This is a genomic window from Streptomyces sp. B8-7 (genome assembly GCF_058833805.1).
Genome location: NZ_JBYRRL010000002.1, coordinates 300629 through 323181, shown reverse-complemented (window position 1 = coordinate 323181; position 22553 = coordinate 300629). Strand labels below are relative to the sequence as shown.

Here is a 22553-nt window from a genome sequence, read left to right as displayed (position 1 = left end):
CGCATGGTGGAAAATGCCTGGCATCCGCGAGGCCGGCGGCATAGAAACACGGCATGTTCGAGGTGCTCCTGCTCCTGCCGGCCTGGGCCGTCGCCGGCCTCGCCTGTGCCCGGCTGTGTCTGACCGCCGTACGCGCCGCCGCGGAGGAGGCCGGGCCTCGCGGCGGCCCGCGCCGCGATCCGGACCCGTGCGGACTGACCTTGTACGAGGCGGCGTTCCTGTCCGGCGGTCCCCGCCGGGTCGCCGATCTGACGCTGGTGTCGATGGCGCGGCAGCGTCGGCTGCTGCTCGCCCGCACGGGCTGGGCGACCGTCGTCGACCCGGACGGCCGGGACGCCATGGAGCGGTCGGTGCTCGGGGCGATCGGGCCGCAGGGCCAGGCCCGGATAGCGCCGGTGCGGGCCGCCGCGGCCACCGCCGACACGGTGGTCGCCCTGGCCGAGCGGCTGGTGTGCGCCGGGCTCGCGGTGCCCGACGACGGCCGGCCGACGCTCGCGGAAGGGGTCCGGCAGGCGCGGGCCGCGGCCGTCGCCGTGGCGGGCCTGGGCGCGACCGCGCTGCTGCTGCCGACCCGGGACGTGATGCCGCCCGCCCTGCTCGCGGCGTGGTTCGCACTGCCCCTCGCGCTGGTTCTGGGCTGTCTGACGATAGCGCGCTTCGAGGTCTACCCGTACGCGCGCCGGGCCTCGCCCGCCGGGCAGCGGCTGCTCGGCTCGCTGCTCCGGGGCACCGACGGCGTCGGCCGGAGCGGCAGGCGCAGCGGCAGCGATCGAGCCCTGCTGCTCGCGGTCGCGGTGCGCGGCGTCCGGGCCGTGGGCGAGCCGGATCTGCTGGCGGCCTTCGCCCACCGGGAGCGCTGTCCGGAGGCGGACCACGACGAGTGACGGCCCGCCGCCTCGGGGGGCGCACGGGAGGCAGAGCGGCCGACACCCGGCGGCCGGTGCTTGCCTTGGCCGCCGCCCGGCCGAAACATCCCTTCTGTCGCCTCCGCGCTCCGAAGGGAAACCCATGAGAGCTGCCGTCCGTCACTCGGCCGCGGGCGTGTCGGCCGCCGCGCTGCTGCTCACCGCGCTCACGGCGGCCCCGGCCGACGGCGCGCCCGCCGGACACGCCCCCGACCGCCCCGCGGCCCGCACCGCCGCGGCGGCCGCGGCGGCCGAACTGCGGGGCACTGCCCTGGCCGCGGCACGCGCCCGCACCGCGGGCATCGACTTCGGCACCTGCTCCGGCGCCCAGGACCTGCCCGGCAGCATGGAGTGCGGCTCGGTCTCCGTCCCGCTGGACTACGCCCGCCCCGACGGGCGGCAGATCACGCTCACCGTCAGCCGGGTCCGGGCCACCGGCCGCGATCCGCTGCACGGCGACCGCACGGTGCGCCGCCAGGGCGCCCTGGTCTTCAACCCGGGCGGTCCCGGCACCTCCGGCTACTTCTTCCCGCTCGTCGGCCTGCTCCCCGAGTGGAAGCGGCTCGCCGCCGCCTACGACCTGGTCGGCTACGCCCCACGCGGCGTCGGCCGGTCCGCGCCGCTGTCCTGCCAGGACCCCGACCGGTTCTTCAAGGGGCCCTCGCAGGCGCCGACGCACCCCTCGGAGTCGTACAAGAAGGAGCGCATCGCGCAGGCGAAGGCGTACGCGCGCGGCTGCGCCCGGCGCGCGGGCAGCGCCCTGCGGCACTACCACTCGCTCAACAACGCCCGCGACCTCGACGTCCTGCGCGCCGCGCTCGGCGAGCGGCGCCTGACGTTCATGGGCGCCTCCTACGGCACGTACTTCGGGGCGCTGTACGCGACGATGTTCCCCGCGCACGTGCGGCGGATGGTGTTCGACTCCCCGGTGGATCCGGACCCGGAACGGGTCTGGTACCGCAACAACCTCGCCCAGTCGGCCGCGTTCGAGGACCGCTGGGCCGACTTCCGGGAATGGATCGCCGCGCACCACGGCGTGTACGGACTCGGCACCACCGGGCGGCAGGTGCTGCGCGCCTACGAGACGGCCCGGGCCCGGCTGGCGGCGGAACCGGCCGGCGGCACGGTCGGTCCGGGCCAGTTGCAGGGCGCGTTCCTCATGGCCGGGTACTACGACGACTACTGGCCGCTGCGCGCCCGGGCACTGTCGGAGTACCTGGCGGGCGACGAACAGCTGCTGGTCGACGTGGCCGGGCCGGTGACGGAGGCGGCCGCCGAGGCGGAGAACGCGAGCGCGGTGTACACGGCCGTGGAGTGCAACGACGCGCCCTGGCCGACGGACTGGAGGGTGTGGGACCGGGACAACACACGGCTCGCCCGGACCGCGCCGTTCGAGACGTGGGACAACGCGTGGACGAACCTGCCGTGCGCGTACTGGCCCGTGCCGCGTCAGCAGCCCCTGGACGTGCGGACCGGGCCCGGCGAGCTGCCGCCGGTGCTGGTCCTCGCCGCGGAGCGGGACGCGGCCGCGCCGTATCCCGGGGCGGTCGAACTGCACCGGCGGCTGGCGGGGTCGGTGCTGGTCACGGAACGGGACGCCGGGTCGCACGGGCTGGCCGGCGGGCCGAACCGGTGCGTCAACGGCCACCTGGAGGCGTATCTGCTGGAGGGGCGGCTGCCGTCCCGGCGGGCCGCCTGCGCGGGCCGCGCCCAGCCGGTGCCGGCCCCGGCGGACTGACTCCGCCGGGGCGGCGGGGCCGGCCGCACGGGGCGCCCGCCCCGCGGCCGGCCGGTCGTGCTACGCCAGCCCGGAGACCACCTCGGCGACGCTCTTGCGGCGGCCGGTGAAGAAGGGCACCTCTTCCCGGACGTGCCTGCGCGCCTCCGAGGCCCGCAGGTGGCGCATGAGGTCGACGATGCGGTGGAGTTCGTCGGCCTCGAAGGCCAGCAGCCACTCGTAGTCGCCGAGGGAGAAGGAGGCGACGGTGTTGGCGCGCACGTCGGGGTAGCCGCGGGCCATCTTCCCGTGGTCGGCGAGCATGCGGCGCCGGTCCTCCTCGGGCAGCAGGTACCAGTCGTAGGACCGCACGAAGGGGTAGACGCTGACGTAGGCGCGCGGCGTCTCGTCGGCGAGGAACGCCGGGATGTGCGAGCGGTTGAACTCGGCGGGGCGGTGCAGCGCCATGTTCGACCAGACCGGGGTCAGGGCCCGGCCCAGCGCGGTGCGGCGGAAGAGGTTGTACGCCTCCTGCAGCTGGTCCGCGGTCTCGGCGTGCCACCAGATCATGAGGTCGGCGTCGGCGCGCAGACCGGACACGTCGTAGGTGCCGCGGACCGTGACGTCCTTGGCGGCGAGCTGGTCGAACAGTTCCTGGACCTCTTCGGCGTAGCCCGTGCGGTCCTCGGGCAGCACGTCCTTGAGCCGGAAGACGGACCACAGGGTGTAGCGGATGACCTCGTTGAGGTCCTTGGCCAGCTTGCCCTTGTTCGGGATCCGGTCGGGGCCGGTGGTGGGGGCGTCGTCACTCATGGTCCTCATTCTCCCGCTCCGCCGTGCAGGCTCTGCACCGGGGCGGCGGTCAGCTCCCGCGCGGCGGTGAGGTCGCCGTCCAGCTGGTCGGCGGCGGCGTACGCGCCGGCGATGCAGGCGGGGACGCCGACGCCGTCGTAGGCCGCGCCGCACACGGCGAGGCCGGGCAGCGCGGCGAGGTGTCCGCGGATGCGGGCCACGCGCGCGTGGTGGCCGACGGGGTACTGGGGCAGGCCGTCGGTCCAGCGGGTCACCCGGGTGTCGAGCGGGGTGGCGTCGAGTCCGGTCGCGGCGCGCAGGTCGTGCCGGGAGACGTCGACGAGCTCGGCGTCGGCCCGGTCCAGGACGGCCGTCTCACCGTGCCGTCCGACAGAGGTGCGCACCACGGTCAGGTCCGGGTTCTCCTCGGCGATCCAGCCCCACTTGCGGGAGGCGAAGGTGGACGCCTTGACGGTGCGGCCGTCGACGGGCGGGACGAGGAACCCGCTGCCGTCGGGGAGGCGGGCGTCGGCTCTGCGGTAGGCGAGGGTGATCAGGGCCATGGAGGCGTACTCGACGGCGCTGAGCTCGGCCGCTGCGGCGGGCACGTCGGCGCGCAGCAGCGCGGCCGCGGCGGGGGCGGGCACGGCGACGACGACCGCGTCGGCGGTCAGCACCCGGTCGTCGGTGACGACCCGCCAGCCGGCCGGCTCGCGGCGCAGCTCCCGCACCGGTGTGCCGGTGCGGATGTCTCCGCCCCGCGCCCGGACCGATTCGGCGACCGCCGGCGGCAGCTGTCCCACTCCGCCGGCGATGCCCATGAACACCGGGCCGCTCTGACCGGCCGCGGCCGCGGCGGACTGCAGCTCGCGGACGGCCGCGGTGAGCGAGGTGTGCCGCTGGGCTGCCTGGAACAGCTGCGGGACGGCCGAACGCATCGAGATGCGGTACGCGTCGCCCGCGTACACCCCGCCCAGCAGGGGTTCGACGAGCCGGTCGACGACCTCGCGGCCGAGCCGGGCGGCGACATAGGTGCCGACGGCCACGTCGTCGCCGGTCTCGGTGGGGGGCAGCTCGGCTTCCGCCCCGATGCGCCGCAGGCCCTCCTCGGACAGCACTCCGGCCAGGGCGGCGGCGGTCCCGGGGACACCCATCACATGGCCCTTGGGCATGGGGCGGAGCGCGCCGCGGGTCCAGAGGGAGGCGGTGGCGGTGGCGGGCGGCCGGAGGCTGTCGGCGAGGCCGGTCTCGCGGGCGAGGGCGACCGCCTCGGGGCGGCGGGCCAGCAGCGACTCGGCGCCCAGGTCGACGCGGGCGCCCGCGATCTCGCCGGCCAGCAGCTTGCCGCCGACGCGGCCGGAGGCCTCCAGCACGGTGACCGCCGCGCCGCGCGCGAGCAGCCGGTGGGCGGCCGCGAGTCCGGCGATACCGGCCCCGACGACGACGACATGCCTGCTCTGGATGCCCTGTGCGCTCATGCCCTCACCCTCTCATCCGCCACCGACAATCCGGACAGGGCCCCGCCCGCGCCGGCCGGTCCCCGTCTCCGGAGCGCCCGGCCCGCCGTCCGCCCGTGCACGGACCGCGCCGGCCCCGGCCCCACGGACCGGCCCGACCGCCCGGACCGGCCCGCACCACCGCGTACCGCCCGTACCGCCCCGCACCGCCCCATCTCGCACCGCCTCGTACCACCCGGACCGCCTCGCACCACCCGGACCACCTCGCACCACCCGGACCACCTCGCACCACCTGGACCGCCTCGCACCACCTGGACCGCCTCGTACCACCCGGACCGCCTCGCGCCGCCTCGCGCCGCCTCGTACCACCCGGACCGCCTCGCGCCGCCCCGGCCGCGTCGGCGCCCCTCGGACCGCCCTCGGCCGCTCCCGTGGCCCGGCCGAGTCCCGACCGTGACCGCATCGGGACCGCCGGGGGCAAACGTCCGGGCGGGTCCGGGCGTCGAAGAGACGTCAGCCGCACACGGCCCCGGGGGGTACACCCATGCATGCACGTTCCGTACGATCCGCGCCCGCCCTGGCGGGCCTGCTGCTCGCGGCGGCGCTGACCGTGACCGGGTGCGGCGCGTCCGACTCGGCCGGCTCGTCCTCGGACGCGGCCCGGTACGACTCCCGCCCGCAGGGCGCCGGGGACCTCAAGGGAGGCCAGGCCGCCGAGAGCGCCGCGGACGCGTCGGGCTCCGGGAGCGCGGCCGACTCCGGTTCCGCCGGGAACGCGCGGACCGGGCGGACGGCAGCGGCGGCGACCGCGAACATCATCCGGACCGCGTCGCTCTCCGTACGCGTCAAGGACGTGCCGAAGGCGCTGGACGAGGCCCGTACGGCCGCCGAGGACGCGGGCGGCTACGTCGGCCGGGAGACCACGACCCGCGACGCCGGGGGCCGGGGGCGCACCAAGGTGGTGCTGCGCGTGCCCGTCGGCGCCTACCAGCGGGTGCTGGACGATCTGGAGGGGTCGGGCCGCGTGCTGGAGCGCTCCGCGCGCGCGGAGGACGTCACCGACCAGGTCGTCGACGTGGAGAGCCGGATCAGGACGCAGCGGGCGAGCGTGGCCCGGATCCGCGAGCTGATGGACCGGGCGACCCGGCTGAGCGACGTCGTGGAGCTGGAGGGTGAGCTGAGCGCCCGCCAGGCGGACCTGGAGTCGCTGCTGGCCCGGCAGGCCTCGCTGAAGGACCGCACGGGCCTGGCGACCATCACGCTGTCGCTGAGCGAGGCTCCGGCGAAGCGGGCCGCCGACGGGGACGACGGGCCGGGCTTCGGTGACGCCCTGTCGGGCGGCTGGGACGCGTTCCTGACGACGCTGCGCTGGATCGCGCTGGTGCTCGGCGCCGTGCTGCCGTTCGCGGTGACCCTGGCCCTGGCGGCACTGGTGTGGCTGCGGATCGTGCGGCCCCGGATGCCGCGCCGGACGCGGCCCGCGCCGGCCCAGGCGCCCGGCCCGCTGCCGACGGCCCCTCCGCTGCCCCGGCCGGCGCGCAGCGGGGACGCCGACGGCGCCCGGAGCGGCACGGGCGGCACGGGCGGCAGGCACGGCGGCACCGCGGGCGACGCGCACAGCGGCGGCGCCGGTACCGGCGGCACCGCGGGCGGCGCCACGGACGGCGGCAACGGCACCGGCCCGGAGCAGGGCGACCGGCCCCGCCGAGACGGCGAACAGCCCGGCGGCGACGGCGCATAGCCCGGTGGCGACGGCGGCGGCCACGGCGGCGGCCACGGCGGCGGCCACGGCGGCGGCCGCGACGCCGGCGGCCACGGCGGCGAGCGGCTCCGCCGGGACGACGGCGAGGCGGTCGGGCCGGGCCGTGGCGGACGCACCCGGCACCGGGCCGTCGCACGGGCCCGCCCACCGTCGCCGAGCCCCTCACCGGCGGGCGGCAGCGGGCCCTCACGGGCGGGCCGGGCGGCACCGAAGTGCCCGGCCCCCGTAGCGTGTGCGCATGACCGAGAACGGTGGCACGGGGAGCACGCGGGAACGCCTGGTCGTGATCGGCGGCGACGCGGCGGGCATGTCCGCCGCGTCGCAGGCGCGCCGGCTCAGGGACGCCGGCGAGCTGGAGATCGTGGCGTTCGAACGCGGCCGCTTCACCTCCTACTCGGCGTGCGGCATCCCGTACTGGGTGGGGGGTGACGTGTCCGGCCGCGACGAGCTGATCGCCCGCTCCCCCGAGGAGCACCGCGCCCGCGGGATCGACGTGCGGCTGCGCACCGAGGTCGTGGAGATCGACGTGGCCGGACAGCGGGTCCGCGCGCGTGCGGCGGATTCCGGGGCCGAGTCCTGGACGCCGTACGACCACCTGGTGATCGCGACGGGCGCCCGCCCGGTCCGGCCCGCCCTGCCGGGCATGGACGCACCCGGCGTGCACGGGGTGCAGACGCTGGACGACGGGCAGGCGCTGCTGGACACCCTGGAGGGCGGCGGCGGACGGCGCGCGGTGGTGGTCGGCGCCGGGTACATCGGCGTGGAGATGGCCGAGGCCCTGATCAACCGCGGGTACGAGGTGACGGTGGTCAACCGGGGCAGTGAGCCGATGTCCACGCTGGACCCGGACATGGGCCGCCTGGTGCACCGGGCGATGACGGACCTGGGCATCACCATGGTCGACGACGCGGAGGTGACCGCGATCCGGACCGGTCCCGACGGGCGGGTGCGGGCCGTGGCCACCGCCGACGCCGAGTTCCCGGCCGACGTGGTCGTCCTCGGCATCGGGGTCCGCCCGGAGACGGACCTGGCGCGCGCGGCGGGGCTGCCGCTGGGCGACCACGGCGGACTGCTGACCGACCTGGCGATGCGGGTGCGCGGACACCCCGGCATATGGGCCGGCGGCGACTGCGTGGAGGTCCTGGACCTGGTGTCCGGCCGCGAGCGCCACGTCCCCCTGGGCACCCACGCCAACAAGCACGGCCAGGTCATCGGCACCAACGTGGGCGGCGGCTACGCCACCTTCCCGGGCGTGGTCGGCACCGCCGTGAGCAAGGTGTGCGACCTGGAGATCGCCCGGACCGGACTGCGCGAGAAGGACGCGCGCAGGGCGGGCCTGCAGTACGAGGCGGTCGTGATCGAGTCGAGCAGCCGGGCGGGCTACTACCCCGGGGCGTCCCCGATGACCGTGAAGATGCTCGCCGAACGCCGCACCGGCCGCCTCCTCGGCGTCCAGATCGTCGGCCGGGAGGGCGCCGCCAAGCGCGTGGACGTCGCGGCGGTGGCCCTCACGGCGGGGATGACGGTGGAGCGGATGACGGCCCTGGACCTGGGCTACGCACCGCCGTTCAGCCCGGTGTGGGACCCGGTCCTGGTCGCCGCCAGGAAGGCCGCGGCCCGGGTGCGCGCCCACTGACGGGACACGGCGCACAGCGACGGACCGCGGGCTGCGGCGGCACGACCGTGCGCCGCGCCCGCTCCGCGGCGGACGCCCGCCACGGGGCGTCCCCGGGCCGGCCCGGGGACGGCATCCCCGCCGGGCGGTGCCGGGTCGCGCCGCGGGACGTGCCGGGCGGTGCCGGGCGGTGGCTAGGCGGTTCCGTTGGCGCGCGGCAGGGTGGACACCGCGGCACCCGCCGGCGCGTCGGCCGGCCGGGCGTGCGCCGCCGTCGCGGGCCGGGAGCGCAGCCGGTGGCCGACGGCCTCGTCGAGCGTCACGGGCCGCTGCATCTGCGAGGCGAGCCGCCCCGCCTCCTGTCCGAGCCGCGCCACGTCCTCCCAGGGCAGCCGGACCACCAGGGCGAGCTCGGCCTCACCGTCGGGCAGGGCCTGCATCACGGGGTTGTCTCGCTCGTTCATCGCCATGTGCAGTCATACGGTCGCACCGGCCGCCGCGTTCACCGGTTCAGGGGGCGGATCGGGGGCAGACATCCAGCGTGGTCATTCCCGTCCATGATCTGAACCCGGCCCGCCGCACCCCCTGGGTGACGTACGGCCTGATCGCCGCGAACGTCCTCGTCTTCCTCCTCATGCCCTGGGGGGACGGGGGCCTGGTCGACCAGTGCCACCTCCAGGCCTTCCTGGACCGGTACGCCGCGGTGCCCCAGGAGCTGATCCACCACCGGCTGCCGCGCCTGGTGCCCACCGGGGAGGTGGGCGTGGGACCGCAGGGCGCCGGGTGCGTGATCGCCCCGCCGGACTACGGCAAGTCGCCCGAACTCAGTGTGCTGACCGCGCTGTTCCTGCACGGCGGCTGGCTGCACCTGCTGGGCAACATGCTGTTCCTGCTGATCTTCGGCAACAACATCGAGGACCGGATGGGGCACATCCGCTTCGCCCTGTTCTACGCCGCCTGCGGCTATGCGGCGACCTACGGCTTCGCCGTGCTCAACGCCGGCTCGGCCGACCCGCTGATCGGCGCCTCCGGGGCGATCGCCGGGGTGCTGGGCGCCTACCTGGTGCTGTATCCGCGGGCCCGGGTGTGGGTGCTGGTGCCGTTCCTGGTGTTCCTGCCGCTGCGCCTGCCCGCCTGGATCGTGCTGGGCTTCTGGTTCGGGCTCCAGGCCGTGTACTCCTCCGGGGAGGGCGTGGACGACGCGGGCACGGTGGCGTACGCGGCGCACGTCGTGGGTTTCCTGGCGGGCATGCTGCTGGCCTGGCCGCTGCGGCCGGGCACCCCGCCGCCCCCGGAGCCGGGCGGCCTGCTGTTCGGCAGGCGCGCCCGGCCCCGGCAGACGTGGTGAGTCAGCGGGCGCTGCTCGTGTGCACGTAGTCCACCAGCCGGGTCAGGGCGTCGGGGTCGGTGGACGGCATCACACCGTGGCCCAGGTTGAAGACGTGGCCCTCCAGCCCCGCCGCGGAGTCGAGGACCTCCTGGGCCTTGGCCTCGACGGCTTCCCGGCCCGCGAAGAGCACCGTCGGGTCCAGGTTGCCCTGGAGCGCCTTGCCGGGGCCGACGCGCCGGGCGGCCTCGTCCAGCCGGACCCGCCAGTCGACGCCGACGACGTCCGCGCCGGCCTCGCTCATCAGGCCCAGCAGTTCACCGGTGCCGACACCGAAGTGGATGCGCGGCACGCCGTGGTGCCCGACCGCGCGGAACACCTTCGCCGAGGCCGGCAGCACGGAGCGGCGGTAGTCGGCGGGGGCGAGCGCGCCGGCCCAGGAGTCGAAGAGCTGGACGGCACTCGCGCCGGCCTCGATCTGGACCGCCAGGAACGCGGCGGTGATCTCCGCGAGGCGGTCGAGCAGGTCGGCCCAGAGCTCCGGGTCGCCGAACATCATCGCCTTGGCGTTCTCGTACGTCCGCGACGGGCCGCCCTCGACGAGATAGCTCGCGAGGGTGAACGGGGCCCCCGCGAAGCCGATCAGCGGCGTGCCGCCCAGTTCCCGGGTGAGCTGGCCGATGGCCTCCGTGACGTACGGAACGTCCTCCGGCGTCAGGTCGCGCAGCCGCTCCAGGTCGGCGCGGGTGCGCACGGGCCGCTCCACCACCGGGCCGACGCCGGGCTTGATGTCGAGGTCGATCCCGATCGCCTTGAGCGGCACCACGATGTCGCTGAAGAAGATGGCCGCGTCGACGCCGTGCCGGCGCACCGGCTGGAGGGTGATCTCGGTGACCAGGTCGGGCCGCATGCAGGAGTCCAGCATGGCGATGCCCTCACGGACCTTGCGGTACTCCGGCAGCGACCGGCCCGCCTGCCGCATGAACCACACCGGCGTGTGCGGCACGGGCTCACGCCGGCACGCCCTGAGGAAGGCGGAGTCGTAGGTGGCTGTCGGCTGCTGGCCCGCAGGGCTTCCGTTGGCACTCACGACGGCAAGTCTCCCACGGCCCCCGGGCGGACCCGGCCGCACCCCGGCCGGGTGTCTTGCCCTGCGCACGGGCCCGGTTCCCCTTACTCTTCCCCGCATGGCTGCGGCTCAGGGACGACTGTCGGACGGCGCTGGCGGAACGGACGAGGGGAAGGACGCGAAAGGGACGGAAGGCGAGGCGGACCGGCACACGGCGGCGACGGTGCCGTTGCCCTTCACCGCCGCCGTCGACGCGCTGCGGGCGGCCCGGCTCCGGCCGCAGATCGAGGTGGAGCCGACCCCGGCCCCCAAACGGCTGGCCCCGTACGCGTACGCGCTGGAGGCCACCGTGGTCGACGGCGAAGAGGACCTCGCGGACGGCAGACTGGTGCTGCTGCACGACCCGGCCGGGCACGACGCCTGGCGCGGGACGTTCCGGCTGGTGACGCTGGTGCGCGCCGAACTGGAGCCCGAGATGGCGGTCGACCCGCTGCTGCCGGACGTGTGCTGGTCCTGGCTGACGGGCGCGCTCCAGGCGCGCGGCCTGACGTACGGCGAACCGAGCGGCACGGTCACCCGGGCCGGCTCCCACCACTTCGGCGGACTGTCGGCGCGCCCCCCGACCTCCCAGATCGAGATCCGGGCCTCGTGGACCCCCCGGGAGGGGCTGGGCGGCGTCCCGGACACCGCGGCGCACCTGGCGTCCTGGTGCGATCTGCTCGCACAGGTCGCGGGGCTGCCCCCGGCCGGACCGGGCGACGCCTCGGTGGTCTCCCTCCCGCAGCGGCGCGGCCCCCAGCCCCGCTGAGCGCGGCGCGCACCGCCCGGCGCGGGACGTCCGGCGGTGGCCGGGACCCTCACGGCCCGCCGGGCGCGCACCGCTGCCGCGACCGCCCGGCGCGGGGCGCCTTGGCGCCGCACGGCCCGGTCCGCCGTCGCCCGGTCGGGCCCGGAGCACCCCGACACCGTGCGACGCGCAGCCCTGGCAGCCCCACCGGTCCCGGCAGTCCCACCAGTCCCATCAGTCCCGGCAGGCCCGGCAGACCCGGCAGGCCCGGCAGTCCCGGCACTCGGCCCGGGCGCCGTCCGGTGCGCGGACGCGGGGCCGCCGCAGGCGGCGCCGGCCGCTGAGCGGGCACTCCGCGGCCGGCCGCCCCGCACGGTACGGCCGCCCCGCACGGCCGGCATGACCGGCACGACCGGCACGACCGCGTGCCCTTCCGGTCGTCTCCTGTGCCGCTCGCCCCGACCGCCGTACGCACGCCGCGCCGGGCTTCGCGCCCTCGGGCTCTTCGGGCCTCGGGGCCTTGGGGCCTGGGCCTCGGGCTCTTCGGGCCTTGGGGCCTGGGCTCGGGGCTCGGGGCTCGGGGCTCGGGGCTCGGGGCTCGGGGCTCGGGGCCTTGGACCCGGGGTCACCACGGCCTGCGTGGCCGCCGGGCCCCGGGGGGTCTCATGGTGGCGTTGCGAGGGCGGGCCGTCCCCGCCACGCCCCGGCCGCCACGCCCCGGCCACACCGCACCACCCGCACCACCCGCACCATCCGCACCGCACTACCCACGCCACACCGCCCGCCCGCACCGCTGGCGCCGGGGGCGCGCCCGACCGGGGCGGCCGGTCCGGGACAACCCGGCGTGTCCCGCCGGCCCCGTGAAGCGCCGGAGAGCCCCGGGGTGCGGCGTCCGCGACGCACCCCCGGGCGTCTCTTTGTCGATACGGCCACTTTCAGTCAGGAGCAGTCGATCGAACGACACGATTCGGTCGCCGAACGATCGACCATCTGTCCGAATTGCACGAATTGTTACTCACTAGATCGTGATCATTCTCTAAAGGGCGCCGGGTTTGCTGCCGAAGACGACTGTGACCTTCATAGCCGCCGCACCCCAGGAGGCCCGGTGTCCGTTCTTCTTGAGCAGCCCGCAAGCCTGGTCGCCTACCGTCCGAACAAGCCGACCGCCATGGTCGTCGTCGCCGATCCGCGTGTCCGCTCGACCGTCACCCGCCACCTCTGGGCCCTCGGGGTGCGCGACGTCATCGAGGCGTCGTCCATCGCCGAGGCCCGCCCCCGAATCGGCAACCCACGCGACATCTGCGTCGCCGACGTCCACCTGCCCGACGGCTCCGGTCTGACCCTGCTGTCGGAGACCCGCGCCGCGGGCTGGCCCAACGGGCTGGCCCTGTCGGCGGCCGACGACATCGGCGCCGTGCGCAACGCCCTGGCCGGTGGCGTGAAGGGCTACGTCGTCACCGGCACCCGCACCAACGTCGGGCTCCCCACCCGGCCCGGTGCCGCCCCCCTCGGCGGAGCCGCCTCCCGCATGCACCGCCGCCCCCCGGGTGCCCCGAGCCACCCGGGCGGCTACCGCGAGCTGTCGGGCCGCGAGGTCGAGGTGCTCCGCCTGGTCGCCGAGGGCCAGTCCAACAAGGCCATCGGCGTCTCGATGGGGCTGTCCGCCCTGACCGTCAAGAGCCACCTCGCCCGCATCGCCCGCAAGCTCGGCACCGGTGACCGGGCCGGCATGGTGGCGGTGGCCCTGCGCACCGGCATCATCCACTGACCTGAGCACGACCGACTCCACCGACCCCACCGACCCCACCGAGCCCGCCGAGCCCCCCGAGCCCGCCGACGACCGAGGCCACCGGGGTCCCCGGCCCGCGGGTCGGCCGGACCCGCCGGGTCCGCCGCACCGGGCGCTCCCGGCGCCCCGCTCGCCGCAGCGGACACACACCAGCCGGTTCCCCTGGCTGACCGGTTCTCTCCCCCCGGGCACTCGCCGACGGAACGTTCCGTCGGCGAGTGCCGTCCCTGCCCGGATACCCTTGACAGGTGACCGACGCCCAAGAGACCGCAGCAGCCACATCCCTGCGAACCACCGGAGGCGCCCCTCCGGAAGACGACGGATCCACTGCTTCAGGGGCGCCGATCCCACTGCTCGAACCCCGTGAGGGCATCCCGCCCGTCGTCGCCGACGAGCGGGCCCTCGCCGAGGTGACCGCCGCCTTCGCCGCCGGCTCCGGCCCCGTCGCCGTGGACGCCGAGCGCGCCTCCGGCTACCGCTACGGCCAGCGCGCCTACCTGGTGCAGCTGCGCCGCCAGGGCGCCGGAACGGCGCTCATCGACCCCGTCGCCTGCCCCGACCTGTCCGGGCTGGACCAGGCCCTGTCCGGGGTCGAGTGGGTTCTGCACGCCGCCACCCAGGACCTGCCCTGCCTGCGCGAGATAGGCATGGTCCCGGAGCGGCTCTTCGACACCGAGCTGGCCGGACGCCTGGCCGGGTTCCCGCGGGTCGGCCTCGGCGCGATGGTCGAGTCGGTGCTCGGCTACGTCCTGGAGAAGGGCCACTCCGCCGTCGACTGGTCGACCCGCCCGCTGCCCGAGCCCTGGCTGCGCTACGCCGCCCTCGACGTCGAGCTGCTCGTCGACCTGCGCGACGCGCTGGAGAAGGAGCTGGACCGGCAGGGCAAGCTCGAGTGGGCCCGCGAGGAGTTCGCCGCGATCGCGGCCGCGCCGCCGCCCGAGCCGCGCAAGGACCCCTGGCGGCGCACGTCCGGGATGCACAAGGTGCGGCGGCGCCGGCAGCTGGCCGTCGTCCGGGAACTGTGGCAGACCCGCGACCGGATCGCTCAGCGCCGGGACGTCTCCCCGGGCAAGGTGCTGTCCGACGCCGCCATCGTGGAGGCCGCGCTCGCCGTGCCCGCCACCACGCACGCGCTCGCCGCGCTGGGCGGCTTCGGACACCGCATGGGGCGGCGGCAGCTGGAGCAGTGGCAGGCCGCCGTGGACCGGGCCAGGGCGCTCGGCGAGGCGCAGCTGCCGCAGCAGGGGCAGCCGGTGACCGGGCCGCCGCCGCCCCGGGCCTGGGCCGAGAAGGACCCGGCCGCCGCCGCGCGGCTGTCCGCGGCCCGCGCGGCCGTCTCGGAGCTGGCCGAGCGGCTCGCCATGCCGCAGGAGAACCTGATCACCCCGGACACCGTACGGCGGATCTGCTGGGAGCCGCCCGCCCCGGCCGACGCCGGCTCGGTGGCGGACGCGCTCGCCGGGTACGGGGCGCGGGAGTGGCAGATCGCGCAGGTCACACCGGCCCTGGTGAAGGCGCTGTCCGCCCGGCCGTCCTGACCGGGGCCGGCCGCCCCGCGCCGGCCGGGACCCTCTCCGGCGCCGGGGAGGGTCCCGGCCGGCGGCGCGCCACGCCCGGGCACGCGGCCGGGCACCGGCCGCGCCGCCCCCGCGCCCCGGGGCCGCCTCCGCGCGGTTGCGGGCGGGACCTTCGGCGGTGTGACCTTCGCCGCTCGCGCCGACAGGGCTGTGCAGCTACGTTACTCGTAAGTAGCATGGTCTGAGCGCGCGCTCAGTACGAGCGTGCCGCGGCAGTGCCATCCCGCACCCTGGAGGAGAGCCATCGTGCCTCGTACCGTCAGGGACGTCGTTTTCGTCGACGGCGTCCGCACCCCGTTCGGCAAGGCGGGCCCGAAGGGCATCTACCACGAGACCCGGGCCGACGACCTGGTCGTGAAGGCGATCCGGGAGCTGCTGCGCCGCAACCCCGGCCTGGACCCCGAGAAGATCGACGAGGTCGCCATCGCCGCGACCACGCAGATCGGCGACCAGGGTCTGACCCTGGGCCGGACCGCGGGCATCCTGGCCGGACTGCCGCAGTCGGTGCCGGGCTACTCCATCGACCGTATGTGCGCCGGCGCGCTGACCGCCGTGACCACCACGGCCGGCTCCATCGCCTTCGGCGCCTACGACGCCGTCATCGCCGGCGGTGTCGAGCACATGGGCCGTCACCCCATGGGCGAGGCCGTGGACCCCAACCCGCGCTTCGTCTCCGAGAAGCTGGTCGACGAGTCCGCCCTGTTCATGGGCATGACCGCGGAGAACCTGCACGACCGCTACCCGACCATCACCAAGCAGCGCGCCGACGAGTACGCCGTGCGCTCGCAGGAGAAGGCCGCCAAGGCGTACGCCGACGGCAAGATCCAGCAGGACCTGGTGCCGGTCTCGGTGCGCCGCACGAACCCCGAGGCCGGCGAGACCGGCTGGGGCCTGGTCACCGCCGACGAGCCGATGCGTCCGGGCACCACCCTGGAGAACCTGTCCGGCCTCAAGACGCCCTTCCGCGTCCACGGCCGGGTCACCGCGGGCAACGCGGCCGGCCTGAACGACGGCGCCACCGCCTCGGTCATCGCCAGCGAGGACTTCGCCCGCGAGAACGGCCTGCCGGTCAAGATGCGCCTGGTCTCCTACGCCTTCGCGGGTGTGGAGCCCGAGGTCATGGGCTACGGCCCGATCCCGGCCACCGAGAAGGCCCTCGCCCAGGCCGGCCTGAGCATCTCCGACATCGGCCTGTTCGAGATCAACGAGGCCTTCGCCGTCCAGGTGCTGGCCTTCCTGGAGCACTACGGCATCGCCGACGACGACGCGCGCGTCAACCAGTACGGCGGCGCCATCGCCTTCGGCCACCCGCTGGCCTCCTCCGGCGTCCGCCTGATGACGCAGCTGGCCCGCCAGTTCGAGGAGCAGCCGAACGTCCGCTACGGCGTGACCACCATGTGCGTCGGCTTCGGCATGGGCGCGACGGTCATCTGGGAGAACCCGCACTTCGAGGGGGACAAGTGAGCACCACCGCTGAGCTTCTGAAGGGCGCGGCCGCCCTCTTCCCCGACGAGGTCGTGACGTCCGCGCACGTCCGCCACCTCGACCTGCCCGCCGGCGCCGGGCGCTTCGCCCTGATCACGCTGGACAACGGCTTCGACCACACCAAGCCGACCACCTTCGGCCCGGCCTCGCTGGCGAACCTCAACACCGCCATCGACCAGGTCGAGAAGGAGGCCGCGGACGGCGAGATCGTCGGCGTCGGCATCACCGGCAAGCCGTTCATCTTCGCCGTCGGCGCCGACCTCAAGGGCGTGGAGCTGCTCAAGCGCCACGAGGACGCCCTGGCCATCGGCAAGGGCGGCCACGACGTCTTCAAGCGGTTGTCCGCGCTCGCCGTGCCGACCTTCGCGTACTACAACGGTGCCGCGATGGGCGGCGGCGTCGAGGTCGGCCTGCACTGCACCTACCGGACCGTGTCGAAGGCCCTGCCCGCCTTCTCGCTGCCCGAGGTCTTCCTCGGCCTGGTACCCGGCTGGGGCGGCTGCGCCGTCCTGCCGAACCTGATCGGCGCCGAGAAGGCCGTCTCGGTCATCATCGAGAACAGCCTCAACCAGAACAAGCAGCTCAAGGGCCGTCAGGTCTTCGAGCTGGGCATCGCCGACGCCCTGTTCGAGGGCGCCGACTTCCTGGAGCGCTCCCTGGTGTGGACGGCGTCCGTCCTCAACGGCGACGTCCGGATCGAGCGCCCGGAGATCGACCGCGGCGAGGCCTGGGACCAGGCCGTCGCCAAGGGCCGCTTCATCGCCGACAGCAAGGTGCACGGCGCCGCCCCGGCCGCCTACCGCGCCCTGGACATCATCGAGGCCGCCAAGGACGGCGACCTGCAGAAGGGCTTCGACGCCGAGGACCAGGCCCTCGCGGACCTGATCATGGGCGGCGAGCTCCGCTCCGGCATCTACGCCTTCAACCTGGTGCAGAAGCGCGGCAAGCGCCCGGCCGGCGCCCCGGACAAGAACCTGGCCCGCCCGGTCACCAAGGTCGGCGTGGTCGGCGCCGGTCTGATGGCCTCCCAGCTCGCGCTGCTGTTCCTGCGCCGCCTGGAGGTGCCGGTCGTGCTGACCGACATCGACCAGGAGCGCGTCGACAAGGGCGTGGGCTACGTCCACGCCGAGATCGACAAGCTGCTCGGCAAGGGCCGGATCGGCCAGGACCGGGCCAACCGCCTCAAGGCCCTGGTCACCGGCGTCCTGGACAAGGCCGAGGGCTTCGCCGACGCGGACTTCGTCATCGAGGCCGTGTTCGAGGAGATGACGGTCAAGCAGAAGGTGTTCGCCGAGGTCGAGGCGGTCGCCCCGGCGCACGCGATCCTCGCCACCAACACCTCCTCGCTGTCGGTGTCGGAGATGGCCTCCAAGCTCCGGCACCCCGAGCGCGTGGTCGGCTTCCACTTCTTCAACCCGGTCGCGGTCCTGCCGCTGCTGGAGATCGTCCGCGGCGAGCAGACCGACGACGCCTCGCTGGCCACGGCCTTCGCCGTCGCCAAGAAGCTGAAGAAGACCGCGGTGCTCACCAAGGACGCCCCGGCGTTCGTCGTGAACCGCATCCTGACCCGCTTCATGGGCGAGATCCAGAACGTCATCGACGAGGGCACCCCGGTCGACGTCGCCGAGAAGGCCGTCGAGCCGCTCGGCCTGCCGATGTCGCCGCTGGTGCTGCTGGAGCTGGTCGGCCCCGCGATCGGCCTGCACGTCTCGGAGACCCTCAACCGGGCGTTCCCGGACCGCTTCACGGTCTCCCCGAACCTCAAGGCGGTCGTCGAGGCCGGCAAGCGCGGCTTCTACGTCTACGACAGCGGCAGGCCGGAGCTGGACCCGGAGGTCGCGGCGCTGCTGAAGCAGGGCGGCACCGTCCTGACCGAGGAGCAGGTACGGGCCCGGGTGCTCGACGCGGTGGCGCAGGAGATCGGGCTGATGCTCGACGAGGGCGTCGTCGCCGAGGCGCAGGACATCGACCTGTGCCTGATCACCGGCGCCGGCTGGCCCTTCCACCTGGGCGGCATCACGCCGTACCTGGACCGCGAGGGCGTCAGCGAACGCGTCAACGGCAAGCGGTTCCTGGAGCAGGGCGTGGCCAGCGTCCCTGCGTGACCGTGCCGTACGGTCCCTCCGCAGAACCCGCGAGAGTGCGCGGAGGGACCGCGGGGCCGCAAGGACCCTCCGGGGTCCGCAGGAACGGGAACGATGCCCGGCACATCGGCGGATGTGCCGGGCATCGGCGTCTCACCGCGACGGACGCAGTGCGCCGCACGACCGGGACCGGCGCACGCCACGGCGCGGGGCGGCCGGGCGGGCGGGCGGCCCCGGGGCTCAGACCTCCTGCCAGGGCCCCAGTACCGGCCCCGGCCCGTCCGCGCGGCGGGCCAGCCGGAGGGTGCCGTCGGGGGTGAGGCTCGCGGCGACGACCCGGCCGGAGGCGTCCTCGGCGAGCGCCACCCGGCTGTCCGGCGGCAGCGGCGGGCCCGACTCCGCCCACCGCAGCCCCGCCTCCTCCTGCTGGGTGGGGCAGGAGGCGAGCGCGACCCGGCCGGAGGCGGAACGCTGTGCGAGCAGGGTGGTGTCGAGGCCGTCGACGTCGCAGCGCAGGACCGCCGGCGCGCCCGGCCCGGCGGCGGGGAGCAGCGCGACCGGCTCGCCGCCCTCCCGCCAGGCGTGGAGCATGCCGCCGGTGTCGGCGTAGAACAGGGTCGTGTGCTCCTTGGAGGTGGGCAGCGCGGCCAGCGTGCCCGCGACCGCGTCGACGGCGAGCGGGTCGGCGGCCACCGGCCGGCCGCCGGGCTCCTGCTGGATCCAGCGCAGCACGCCCGCGGGGCTCGTGGCGTACACCTCGACCCGGCCCGACTCCCCGGTGACCGCGACGAGCCGCTCGCCGGCCTTGGAGCCGCGCAGGTCCTGCCAGGTGTTCCAGCCGCCGAGCTCCTTCTGGTTGATGGTGTGCACGCCCTTGCCGCGGTTGCGCACGAAGAGGTAGGCGCGGCCCTCGGTGTCGACGGCGACGGCCGGCTCCCCGGTGCGGTCGCCCGTCCGGTTGGGGTGGCCGACCGAGGCCCAGTCCAGCGGGGCGAGCAGCGGCCGGAAGTGCGTGGAGTGGACCAGGCCGGACTCGCCCGGCCGGGTGGGCCGCCAGGCCACCAGATGGGCGTAGCCGTCGGCGCCCCGGCCGACCGCGACCCCGGCGTGCAGGCGCTGGTCGCCGCCGATCCTGCGGGCGGCCTCCCAGGGGCCGCCGGGGACGGTCTCGGCCCGGCACAGGACCGCGTCGTCGGTGGGGAGGTAGATGCTCAGACGGCCGTCCCGGCCCCGTATGAGCCAGTCGCCGTTCACAGTGCGGGCCTTGGACACGCGCCTACTCTAATCGGATGCCCGCCGTCCGGTGGCACGAGCGCGGTCACCGGGTCCGGGCCGGCGGCCGGCCGCCGGCGGAGGGCGGAGGGCGGAGGGCAGGGGCCGCGGAGGGCACCGGGCCGCGGGGGCCGGGCAGGGAGGTGCCCGGACAGGGGAGGTGCCGGACAGGGAGGTGCGGGGGGCGTGAGGGGCCGTGGCACCCTGTGGGGCATGAGTGAGCCGCTGCTGGTGATCGTGGACGGCGCGAACGTGGTCGGGTCGGTGCCGGACGGGTGGTGGCGGGACCGGCGCGGCGCCGCGGAGCGGCTGCGCGACCGGCTCGCGGCCGACGGCCTGCCCGGCCGCTCCGAGCCGCTGGAGATCGTGCTCGTGGTGGAGGGCGCGGCGCGAGGGGTGACGTCCGTGCCGGGGGTGCGGGTGGAAGCCGCGCAGGGCAGCGGGGACGACCGCATGGTGGAGCTGGTCGCGGAGGCCGGGGGCCGCGGCTGTCTGGTGGTGACCGCCGACCGGGAGCTGCGGCGCAGGGTCACCGCGCTGGGCGCGGACGTCGCGGGGCCTCGTACGGTGCGCGGGGGCGGGGCGGGCTCCTGACCGGTGCCGGACGACGCGCCCGGCGCCCGGCCGCCGGGGGCGTGCCACGCGGGGCGGTCGCCCGCAGGGCGGGGCCCGCGGCGCCCGGAGCGGCAACGCCGGGGGGGCGCCCCGTACCGGGCATACGGTCCCGGCGCGGAGGGTCGTCCCCCGTCGTCCCCCGGATCGGAGGGCGCGAGCGAGGCCGACGACGCGGCGAGGCCTCGTGCCGGACGTCGCGAGCCGCGCCGGACGCTCGCCCCGTCTCCCGGCCGCGCGGACGCGGACGGCCCGGCCCCGCCGCTCGCACGGTGGCGGGACCGGGCCGTCCCCGGTTGCCACGGTGTCAGTCGCGGGCGGGTTCCACCTCGGCCTCGGCCACGGTCGGGCCGGCCGCCTCCCGGCGGTCGGCGAGGCCGTCCAGCTTGGCGACGAGACCGGTGACCTGGCGGGCGATGTCCGGGGCGGTCAGGCCGATCTCGGCCAGGACCTCGGCGCGCGAGGCGTGGTCGAGGAAGCGGGGCGGGATGCCGAAGTCGCGCAGCGGCACGTCGACACCCGCGTCGCGCAGCGCCTGGGCGACGGCGGAGCCGACGCCGCCGACGCGGGAGTTGTCCTCGACGGTGACGACCACGCGGTGGCGGGCGGCGAGCGGGGCGAGCGCCTCGTCGACGGGCTTGACCCAGCGCGGGTCGACGACGGTGGTGGAGATGCCCTGCTTGTCGAGCAGGCCGGCGATCTCCAGGCACATCGGGGCCAGCGCGCCCACGGAGACCAGCAGCACGTCGGGCCGGCCGGTGCCCGGCTCGCGCAGGACGTCCATGCCGCCCACCCGGCTCACGGCCGGTACGGCGGGGCCGACGGCGCCCTTGGAGAAGCGGACCACGGTCGGCGCGTCCGTGACCTGGACGGCCTCGCGGAGCTGGGCGCGGACCTGGTCGGCGTCGCGCGGGGCGGCGAGCCGCAGGCCGGGGACGACCTGGAGGATCGACATGTCCCACATGCCGTTGTGGGAGGCGCCGTCGGTGCCGGTGACACCGGCCCGGTCCAGGACGAAGGTCACGCCGCAGCGGTGCAGGGCGACGTCCATCAGGACCTGGTCGAAGGCGCGGTTGAGGAAGGTGGCGTAGACGGCGAAGACGGGGTGCACCCCCGCGTGCGCCAGGCCGGCCGCGGAGACGGCGCCGTGCTGCTCGGCGATGCCGACGTCGTAGACCCGGTCGGGGAACCGCTTGGCGAACCGGTCCAGGCCGACGGGCTGGAGCATGGCCGCGGTGACGGCGACGACGTCCTCGCGCTCCTCGCCGAGCCTGACCATCTCCTCGCCGAACACGGACGTCCAGTCGGCGCCGGAGCTGGCGATGGGCAGCCCGGTGTCGGGGTGGATCTTGCCGACGGCGTGGAAGCGGTCGGCCTCGTCCTGGAGGGCGGGCTGGTAGCCGCGTCCCTTCTCGGTGAGGCAGTGCACGATGACCGGCCCGCCGAACCGCTTGGCGCGGGCGAGCGCGGACTCCAGGGCCTCGATGTCGTGGCCGTCGATGGGGCCGACGTACTTCAGGCCGAGGTCCTCGAACATGCCCTGGGGGGCGATGAAGTCCTTCAGGCCCTTCTTCGCCCCGTGCAGGGTGTCGAACAGGGGCTTGCCGACCACCGGGGTGCGCTCCAGGAGGTCCTTGGTGCGGGCCAGGAAGCGCTCGTAGCCCTCGGTGGTGCGCAGGGTCGCCAGGTGGTTGGCGAGGCCGCCGATGGTGGGGGCGTAGGAGCGCTCGTTGTCGTTGACGACGATGACCAGGGGGCGGTCCTTGGCGGCGGCGATGTTGTTGAGCGCCTCCCAGGCCATGCCGCCGGTGAGGGCGCCGTCGCCGATGACGGCGACGACGTGGCTGTCGCGCTCCATGAGCTGGTTGGCCTTGGCGATGCCGTCGGCCCAGCCCAGCACCGTGGAGGCGTGGCTGTTCTCGATGACGTCGTGCTCGGACTCGGCCTGCGAGGGGTAGCCGGACAGGCCGCCCTTCATCTTCAGGCGGGAGAAGTCCTGCCGGCCGGTGAGCAGCTTGTGCACGTAGGACTGGTGGCCGGTGTCCCAGAGCACCTTGTCCTTGGGCGACTCGAAGACGCGGTGCAGGGCGATGGTCAGCTCCACCACACCCAGGTTGGGGCCGAGGTGGCCGCCGGTCTTGGACACCGCGTCCACGAGGAAGGTCCGGATCTCCTCTGCCAGCTGGTCCAGCTGCTCCAGACTGAGCCGGTCCAGATCGCGCGGTCCCCTGATGCGGGTCAGCAGCGGCACCCGTGCCTCCTTGCTTAGAGCTGATCGAGCTGTTGCCGGGCTCGTCGAGTCT

The 22553-nt window shown here is 75.5% G+C and carries 17 protein-coding genes; 11 read left to right on the top strand and 6 right to left on the bottom strand.

Going from position 1 to position 22553, the window contains the following annotated elements; translation table 11 throughout:
- Positions 1-53 precede the first annotated feature (53 nt).
- Entirely contained in the window at positions 54-884 is an 831-nt protein-coding gene (locus AC5K6T_RS10210) for a TIGR04222 domain-containing membrane protein (RefSeq protein WP_493207739.1), read from the top strand.
- 124 nt (positions 885-1008) lie between these two features.
- On the top strand, positions 1009-2643 hold the full coding sequence (locus AC5K6T_RS10205) for an alpha/beta hydrolase (protein WP_493207737.1): 1635 nt from the start codon (positions 1009-1011) through the stop codon (positions 2641-2643).
- A 60-nt stretch (positions 2644-2703) separates the two neighbouring features.
- Here the strand turns inward: AC5K6T_RS10205 and hemQ are convergent, their stop codons facing one another.
- Together hemQ and hemG are read right to left on the bottom strand one after the other, a co-directional pair.
- Positions 2704-3435, bottom strand: coding sequence for a hydrogen peroxide-dependent heme synthase (gene hemQ / locus AC5K6T_RS10200; RefSeq protein WP_493207735.1), 732 nt, complete (start codon positions 3433-3435; stop codon positions 2704-2706).
- Positions 3436-3440: 5 nt separating this feature from the next.
- Entirely contained in the window at positions 3441-4892 is a 1452-nt protein-coding gene (gene hemG, locus AC5K6T_RS10195; RefSeq protein ID WP_493207733.1) for a protoporphyrinogen oxidase, read from the bottom strand.
- Positions 4893-5415: 523 nt separating this feature from the next.
- On the opposite strand from hemG, the gene AC5K6T_RS10190 reads away from it, so the two are divergent.
- Positions 5416-6612, top strand: coding sequence for a DUF4349 domain-containing protein (locus tag AC5K6T_RS10190; protein WP_493207731.1), 1197 nt, complete (start codon positions 5416-5418; stop codon positions 6610-6612).
- Between the two features lie 259 nt (positions 6613-6871).
- Entirely contained in the window at positions 6872-8269 is a 1398-nt protein-coding gene (locus AC5K6T_RS10185; protein ID WP_493207729.1) for an FAD-dependent oxidoreductase, read from the top strand.
- A 173-nt stretch (positions 8270-8442) separates the two neighbouring features.
- On the opposite strand, the gene AC5K6T_RS10180 is transcribed toward AC5K6T_RS10185, so the two are convergent.
- Positions 8443-8712, bottom strand: coding sequence for a hypothetical protein (locus AC5K6T_RS10180; protein ID WP_493209269.1), 270 nt, complete (start codon positions 8710-8712; stop codon positions 8443-8445).
- 77 nt (positions 8713-8789) lie between these two features.
- Here AC5K6T_RS10180 and AC5K6T_RS10175 point away from each other — a divergent pair, with 77 nt between their 5' ends.
- Positions 8790-9596 carry a rhomboid family intramembrane serine protease gene (locus AC5K6T_RS10175; RefSeq protein ID WP_493207727.1) on the top strand — a complete coding sequence of 269 codons (807 nt, stop codon included), beginning with the start codon at positions 8790-8792 and terminating at the stop codon, positions 9594-9596.
- A 1-nt stretch (position 9597) separates the two neighbouring features.
- Here the strand turns inward: AC5K6T_RS10175 and hemE are convergent, their stop codons facing one another.
- Complete coding sequence (gene hemE, locus AC5K6T_RS10170) at positions 9598-10665, bottom strand: uroporphyrinogen decarboxylase (RefSeq protein ID WP_493207725.1); 1068 nt, start codon at positions 10663-10665, stop codon at positions 9598-9600.
- A gap of 97 nt (positions 10666-10762) precedes the next feature.
- Here hemE and AC5K6T_RS10165 point away from each other — a divergent pair, with 97 nt between their 5' ends.
- The 5 genes from AC5K6T_RS10165 (at position 10763) to AC5K6T_RS10145 (ending at position 18387) form a co-directional block, all read left to right on the top strand.
- Positions 10763-11452, top strand: coding sequence for a DUF3000 domain-containing protein (locus AC5K6T_RS10165; RefSeq protein WP_493207723.1), 690 nt, complete (start codon positions 10763-10765; stop codon positions 11450-11452).
- A 1084-nt stretch (positions 11453-12536) separates the two neighbouring features.
- On the top strand, positions 12537-13199 hold the full coding sequence (locus AC5K6T_RS10160) for a LuxR C-terminal-related transcriptional regulator (protein WP_493207721.1): 663 nt from the start codon (positions 12537-12539) through the stop codon (positions 13197-13199).
- Positions 13200-13468: 269 nt separating this feature from the next.
- Positions 13469-14758 carry an HRDC domain-containing protein gene (locus AC5K6T_RS10155; protein ID WP_493207719.1) on the top strand — a complete coding sequence of 430 codons (1290 nt, stop codon included), beginning with the start codon at positions 13469-13471 and terminating at the stop codon, positions 14756-14758.
- A gap of 285 nt (positions 14759-15043) precedes the next feature.
- Positions 15044-16261 (top strand): thiolase family protein, encoded by a 1218-nt coding sequence (locus AC5K6T_RS10150; protein ID WP_493207717.1) that lies wholly within the window; start codon positions 15044-15046, stop codon positions 16259-16261.
- Positions 16258-18387: a 3-hydroxyacyl-CoA dehydrogenase NAD-binding domain-containing protein gene (locus tag AC5K6T_RS10145; RefSeq protein WP_493207715.1), complete on the top strand. Its 2130-nt coding sequence runs from the start codon at positions 16258-16260 to the stop codon at positions 18385-18387. The genes AC5K6T_RS10150 and AC5K6T_RS10145 overlap by 4 nt, the downstream gene beginning before the upstream one ends.
- 219 nt (positions 18388-18606) lie before the next feature.
- Here AC5K6T_RS10145 and AC5K6T_RS10140 read toward each other — a convergent pair whose 3' ends face one another.
- Entirely contained in the window at positions 18607-19620 is a 1014-nt protein-coding gene (locus AC5K6T_RS10140; RefSeq protein ID WP_493209268.1) for a DUF8189 domain-containing protein, read from the bottom strand.
- A gap of 231 nt (positions 19621-19851) precedes the next feature.
- Between AC5K6T_RS10140 and AC5K6T_RS10135 the strand changes: the two genes are divergently transcribed.
- Positions 19852-20232, top strand: a complete 381-nt coding sequence (locus tag AC5K6T_RS10135) for a PIN domain-containing protein (RefSeq protein ID WP_493207713.1) — start codon at positions 19852-19854, stop codon at positions 20230-20232.
- Between the two features lie 325 nt (positions 20233-20557).
- On the opposite strand, the gene dxs is transcribed toward AC5K6T_RS10135, so the two are convergent.
- Complete coding sequence (dxs, locus tag AC5K6T_RS10130; RefSeq protein WP_493207711.1) at positions 20558-22501, bottom strand: 1-deoxy-D-xylulose-5-phosphate synthase; 1944 nt, start codon at positions 22499-22501, stop codon at positions 20558-20560.
- Positions 22502-22553 lie beyond the last annotated feature (52 nt).